We start from the raw sequence: 529 nt of genomic DNA on the forward strand, positions 1-529 counted from the left end.
TGCTCCGCACACCGCCGTGCCGCCGGAGCCGGAGCCGATGGCGGCCTCGGCGGCTGTCGGTGCGCCGGAGCCGGCCGCGTCCGCCGCCGTACCGCCGGCGGCCATGGCCCCGCTCGCCGTCGTACCGCCGGAGGTGACCGCCACCGTCAGCACCGCCGCCCCCACCCCCACCCCGCCCCGCGGGTTCGACGCGGTGGCCGAAGAGGTGCTCGGGGACGGGCCGTTGACCGAGACGGCCGAGGGGGCGGAGTTGCTGACCGAGCCGCTGAGCCGGATCAACGAGGACGTGCGGGCGGGCCGTATCGACGCGGCGGCGGAACGGGCCGACCGGACCCTCACCGAGGCGTCCGCCGTGCTCGGCGAGCACCACGCCGAGGTGCTGCACCTGCGGGAACTGCGCGCCTACATCGCCTACCTGGCCGATGACCCGGTCCACGCCTTCCGGCTGTCCCTGGACCTCGCCCGCTCGCGCCGCCGGGCGCGGGACGGGGAGGCCGCCTACGGCAACGTGCTGAGCGCGGCCACCGCC

At 77.7% G+C, this 529-nt stretch carries 1 pseudogene; it reads left to right on the plus strand.

Annotated features, from left to right (window positions below):
- Positions 1–103 precede the first annotated feature (103 nt).
- A pseudogene (locus CCN44_RS27245) lies at positions 104–529 on the plus strand (hypothetical protein); the annotation flags it as partial.

It is taken from the genome of Streptomyces tricolor (assembly GCF_002155905.1).
GTDB lineage: Bacteria > Actinomycetota > Actinomycetes > Streptomycetales > Streptomycetaceae > Streptomyces > Streptomyces tricolor.